Source organism: Bacillus sp. AY2-1 (genome assembly GCF_008368965.1).
Lineage (GTDB): Bacteria > Bacillota > Bacilli > Bacillales > Bacillaceae_G > Bacillus_A > Bacillus_A thuringiensis_S.
On the sequence record NZ_QPEL01000179.1, the window covers coordinates 1 to 5,649 of the forward strand.

Consider the following 5,649-nt stretch of genomic DNA (forward strand, 5'->3'; position numbering starts at 1 on the left):
TTTTGATAAATGTTGTGAAACAGTAGATTGCGGAATATTCAGTAACTCTGTTAATTGTGTTACATTACAAGTTTTTCTCGTACTTAATTCATTTACAATTTGCAGGCGGATTGGATGCGCCATAATTTTTAAAATATCTACATCTTCTTCTGAAACTAAAGTTTTTCTCATTTCACTCGTATATGTTGTCATAAGACATTCCCCTTTTATATGAATTCCATATTCATAAGATCTATTTCCAAATTTTTTAAAACCCTTGATTAAAACTTTCATATAGAAATAAAAGGATTTTAAATTTTTGAAAACAGAACTTACATTCACTTTATTTATTTATTTATTTGGTACATATACATAATACAATGTTAATATGTGCTCTATGTGAAGTTCGCATAAATTTGTGATGAAGATTTATTTAGCCACTCGCATCCTACTCATCTAATTACCCACTGCATAAAATCATCAGTTATTTTAACACATTTTAGGCGTTTGTATATACTATTTATAAAACAACTTTTATAAAGGGGAATTCATATGCCTACAGCGTTACAAGAAGAAGTCGAAGAAGCACGGGAAACATATGTCAGTCGTATCATCTTAGTTGGAGGATCCGCTTTATTTTTAGTAGGCGGAGTTATCTCGGCAATTTCAGCCTTTAAAACTTATAATCGTTTAGAGAATACGCCGCCTTCTACAGATAATTCATAGATATTTTATAAAATAAAACGTCGTCTCCAATGAAGAGACGACGTTTTATTATTCATACATATGACACTAAAAGTATCGGTAGGTTCCCTACTCCATTTTCTAGGCTTACTTCACCACAAACCTAGTCTGACTACACCCATCCTTCTGCTTCGTTACTTCTAATACAGCCGGCATTGCGTTTTTCAGCTCTTGTACGTGTGAAATGACACCGATAAATCGGCCTGATTTTTGTAAGTCAATTAAGGCATCTACTGCTTTCGTTAATGATTCTTCATCTAATGAACCGAACCCTTCATCGATGAACATTGTTTCGATGGAAATACCACCTTCATATGCTTGAATTACATCTGCCATTCCTAGCGCTAAGCAAAGTGATGCGTTAAATTTCTCTCCGCCAGATAATGTTTTTACATCACGTGTTTGACCAGTGTATGCATCGTACACATCTAATCCTAATCCACTTTGACGGTTTCTCTTTTCAACTCGCTCACTTCGTTTTAAATAAAATTGTCCATTTGATAATTTACCTAGTCGTTCGTTTGCGATTTGAACAATTTGTTCTAAATACTCAATTAGGATGTAACGTTCAAATGATATACGACTTTCGTTATCACCTTTCATTACTTCATATAGATCAACAAGTTCTTGGAAGGCTTTCTCTTCATCGTGAATTTGTTCGTCAATACGTCTAATATTTTCATGTAAATCAGAAATATATGTTACCGCATTTTGCGCACGTTGACGTTTTTCTTTAATTATATCGAGATTAATTTCTAGTTCTTTTATGTGTTCACCTAAAGATGTAATATCCATATACTCTTTATCTTTTAATTCTGAGTTTAACTCTTCAATTTGTTTTGCAAGCACTTCGAGAGATGAATAATAACCTTGAATTTCTTTTTGTAACATCTCCATCTGGGCATCGCTTAATTTGGCTTCTTTATACGTGAATTGATCTGTAAACCCGCTTTGTTCTAGCTCTTTCATAAAGCGTGCGAAAGTTTCTTCTTTCTTCAATTTTGCACTTTCAAATTGATTAGAAGCACCTTTCTGTTCAGCTTGAATACGTATATTTTCATTTTGCCAATGCTGATACGCTTCCTGCACTTTCTTCCATTCGTCCTCCATTAACCTAAGTTCCTGCATAGCTTGGTCCAACTGTGCTTTCCAAGCTTGTACTGTTTGTAAGTTTTCTGGAATATTTCGTTTATCATGTTCATATGACGTACGAAGTTGCATGCACTCCATTTCTGTACGGTGCTGCATTGTTTCTACTTCCCGTTTTTGTTTCTGAAGTTCTTCTATTTTTTCTTCTACGCTTTTCATGTTCACAGCAATCTGCTTACGTGTTTCTTCACTTGCTTTTAACGTATTCACGTCTGCTGCTAATTGTTTTCCTTTTTGAACAAGTGCACTATATGTTTCAGCTAATTTTTCCGAGTTGTAGCCGCGCTTCACAACTTCTTCTATCACTTGTTCATATTGTAGTCGATAGAAATTCCATTTCTCCTCTACTTGCACATTTAATTTTTCAGCAATGTTCTTCTTATCTCTTAAATCGTTTAACTCTTTTTCATCGATCGCATTACTTTGCTCTGTAGCTTTTTGCGGGTGATTCGTACTACCACATACCGGACAAGATTCACCATCATGTAAATGAAGAGCTAGTATACCAGCTTGTTCACTTAACCAGCGGCGCTCCATGTTTTCATACGCACGAACTGCCACTTGCATTTTATTATTTGCCGCTTCTTTTTCTTGCTCAAATTTTTGTTTTTCTTGCCAAACATCATATGCTTGCTTTAAAACTTTTGCATCTTCTCGCATATTGGTTAGTTCTTCTACTTTAGCTACATATTGCTCAAGTGCTTGTTCTAATTGCTGCAATTCATCAGACATTCCCTGTTTTTGACTTGTATGCTCTTCTAGTTGTTGATCCAACTTTTGCATACTTTCTTTTAATTTCCCTATTTGAATTTCGGCATTTTGTAAATTCAGCTTTCTCTCAGCTAATGATTCAATGATCGCTTGTAACTCTTCTAATCTTTGAACAAGTTTTTTAGCCTCTTCTCGTTCAAGTTCTTTATTCTTTACTACTTCATACTTCTCCTGAGCAAGCTCAAAACTATTCATTATCTGTTCTTGTTTGACGATTATCTGTTTTAACAAACTTTCAACTTTCTGCTCATTTTCCATCGCTTCTTCATACCATTGTTCAAATGGTAATAAGCGCTTTGCTTGTTCCGCACGTTTAAAGGATTTTTCTTTCCTTTCAATTGCTGCACGGTTCTCTTGTAAAGTGTTATATTTCTCATTCTTTTGTTGTAAATCTATAAATTTCTCATTTATAGATTTTGCTGCATGAAAACGTGTTTCTGCATCCTTTAATTGCTTCGTTTGAACATCTTGTTCTACTTGTAATTGCTCAACCTCTGCTTTATACACGGTTGTTTCTTGTTCTAACGCTTCTACTACTTGATGCGTATTTACATGTTCTTGTGCCACTAATGTCTCTAATAATGCTCCATCACGGATTGGTAATTTAAAAACATTACGGAAATAGAGCTCTCTCTCTTTTTGTTTTTCTTGCAAGACATCTTTCCATTGTTTTCTCTTTTGATCAAGTAACTCACGCATTAATTTATAACGATCCGTTTTAAAAATACGACGTAAAATCTCTTCTTTGTTTTCCGTCTCAGATGTTAATAGTTTTCGGAATTCCCCTTGGGGTAACATAACAATTTGGCTAAATTGATGTTTACTTAACCCAATTAAATCTTCCACTTTTTTGTTTACGTCTGTTACATGAAAACGATCGACGGCTGGAACGTTTTCTCCATCAATAACTTCATATAATTCTACTGCATGTCCTGTGATCGTCTTGTTCCCTTGTTTTTTATGTCCAAGTTGTCGTTTTATTTCATAGCGTTTCCCTTTTAACTGAAAGGTTAGTTCAACACTTGTATAAACATTATCATCAGCAAATTGACTTCGAAGCATGCTCGTATCACTACGTTCTTCTCCACTAGCCTCACCATATAACACATAACAAATCGCATCAAAAATCGTTGTTTTTCCAGCTCCTGTATTCCCAGAAATAGCGAAAATACGATGTTCTCCAAGATCTTCAAAATCGATTACTTCTTTCTGTTTATATGGCCCGAATGCTGTCATAATAAGCTGAATCGGTCTCATCCTCGTTCACCTTCCCGTTCTTGCACTGTTTGTAATACATCTATAAATAGGCGTTCTTTCTCTTCTGATAAATCTAACCCTTTCATTTCTTTATAGAAAGCCTTTAAAAGAGATAAATCATCCGTTTTATGTCTTGAAACAGTTACTTCATTTGTATCTGTGAGTTCTCGCCTTTGCATCGCTCTTTCAACGTGCATTGCATTTGGATATACAGATCGTATTTTCTCCATCGGCTGTAAGACAGGGTTTTCGTCTAATAATTTTACAAATACGTAATCTTCACTTACTGGGTGCTGTAATAATTCATCTATTTTCGCTTCTACTGTTCGCATTTTACGACGTGGTGAAAGTAATCTTTTTTCAATTGCTACTTCACCAGTTTCATTCAGTTCTACAATGTAATAACCTTTTTTATGTTTCTCTTCAGAAATTGAATAGGCAAGTGGTGAACCTGAATATCGAATCGTCTCATTACGTACGAAATGCGCTTGATGTAAATGTCCAAGCGCTGTGTAATGAAACTTATCAAAATAATGACTATTTACATATTCAGCACCACCAATTGAAAGTGGTCGTTCTGCATCACTTGTATTCTCCTCCGCTTCTCCTGAAGAAGTTACAAATGCATGTCCAACAAATACATGTCTAGCTTCTTTATCCATCGTTTCAGAGAGCTCATTCATAAAAATGCGCATCGCATCATCATGAGAACGTACGTCTTCATTTTTCAACACGTGCCTCACTATGCTTGGATCTGCATACGGTATTAGATGGAAGTGAACCTCTCCATGTTCATCATTTAGTACAACAGGTTCATACGGGAATTGAAATTGACCTGCAATATGTAATCCTTGTTTTTTCATTAAACTACTTCCAAAATGGATACGATCCGGACTATCATGATTACCAGCTACCGCAATAACTGGTGTTTGCAAATCAATAACTATTTTTTGCAGCACATCATTTAATAAGTCTACTGCTTCTGTAGGTGGAATTGCTCGATCATATAAATCCCCTGCAATAATTACAGCATCTGGTTTTTCTTCTTCAACAGCCTGTACAAACTGATCTAATACAATCTTTTGGTCTTCAGTCATATACACGCCATGAACAAGCTTACCTAAATGCCAATCCGCTGTATGAAATAACTTCATATTTTTCTACTCCTTTTAATTTACTGATTTTAGTGAAACGAGTTGATAGTTTATTGTAGTTTTTCCGTTCTCCCACTCTAGCTTCAATATCGTTGCACTTCCAATTCTTTCTTCATTTGATTTATATAAAGGCAATATTTCTTGAACTGTAAATAAGTGATAGCCATCCAATATTAATTGAAATATATTTTCTTCAATATGTAATCTTACTTCTTTTTCATTTGAAATAATTTTTGTGTGCATCTCAAATTTCATGATAGATACAACCCCTTTTTATAATCTCTACATTTTAATAGTATAGTGGCTATGCAAGATTGACAAGTACATACACAGCAAAGTACACACTTTTCTATTGTTATATACTTCATGTATTTTATATAAAATACGGTATGTGAAATTTTATATTTTCTCCAAAATAAAAATGCCTATTATGACATCTTTATTTTTGTATAAAGTCTTTCATTACATAATATAAAACGGTAATTAAAACGATTGCGACGAAAAATGAGAACACTGCGACAATGTACCCATCTTTATTTAATAAAATACAGAATGAAATAGATATTATAAAAATCGGAAATACGAGACGTAATTT

The 5,649-nt window shown here is 34.2% G+C and carries 5 protein-coding genes; 1 reads left to right on the forward strand and 4 read right to left on the reverse strand.

Annotated elements, in window-relative coordinates; all coding sequences use genetic code 11:
- The coding region (locus DN403_RS27635; RefSeq protein WP_149185979.1) for an ArsR/SmtB family transcription factor at window positions 1-192 on the reverse strand (192 nt) is incomplete at its 3' end.
- A 339-nt stretch (window positions 193-531) separates the two neighbouring features.
- Here DN403_RS27635 and DN403_RS31415 point away from each other — a divergent pair.
- On the forward strand, window positions 532-705 hold the full coding sequence (locus DN403_RS31415; RefSeq protein ID WP_001141667.1) for a hypothetical protein: 174 nt from the start codon (window positions 532-534) through the stop codon (window positions 703-705).
- A 105-nt stretch (window positions 706-810) separates the two neighbouring features.
- On the opposite strand, the gene DN403_RS27640 is transcribed toward DN403_RS31415, so the two are convergent.
- From DN403_RS27640 to DN403_RS27650, 3 genes are read right to left on the reverse strand one after another with little or no spacing between them, the layout of a single operon-like run.
- The gene (locus DN403_RS27640; RefSeq protein WP_098437209.1) at window positions 811-3,900 is read right to left on the reverse strand and encodes an AAA family ATPase; all 3,090 of its coding nucleotides are present in this window, start codon (window positions 3,898-3,900) and stop codon (window positions 811-813) included.
- Window positions 3,897-5,054, reverse strand: a complete 1,158-nt coding sequence (locus DN403_RS27645; protein WP_000765144.1) for an exonuclease SbcCD subunit D — start codon at window positions 5,052-5,054, stop codon at window positions 3,897-3,899. The genes DN403_RS27640 and DN403_RS27645 overlap by 4 nt, the downstream gene beginning before the upstream one ends.
- A gap of 15 nt (window positions 5,055-5,069) precedes the next feature.
- Window positions 5,070-5,309 (reverse strand): DUF2584 family protein, encoded by a 240-nt coding sequence (locus tag DN403_RS27650; RefSeq protein WP_000667346.1) that lies wholly within the window; start codon window positions 5,307-5,309, stop codon window positions 5,070-5,072.
- Window positions 5,310-5,649 lie beyond the last annotated feature (340 nt).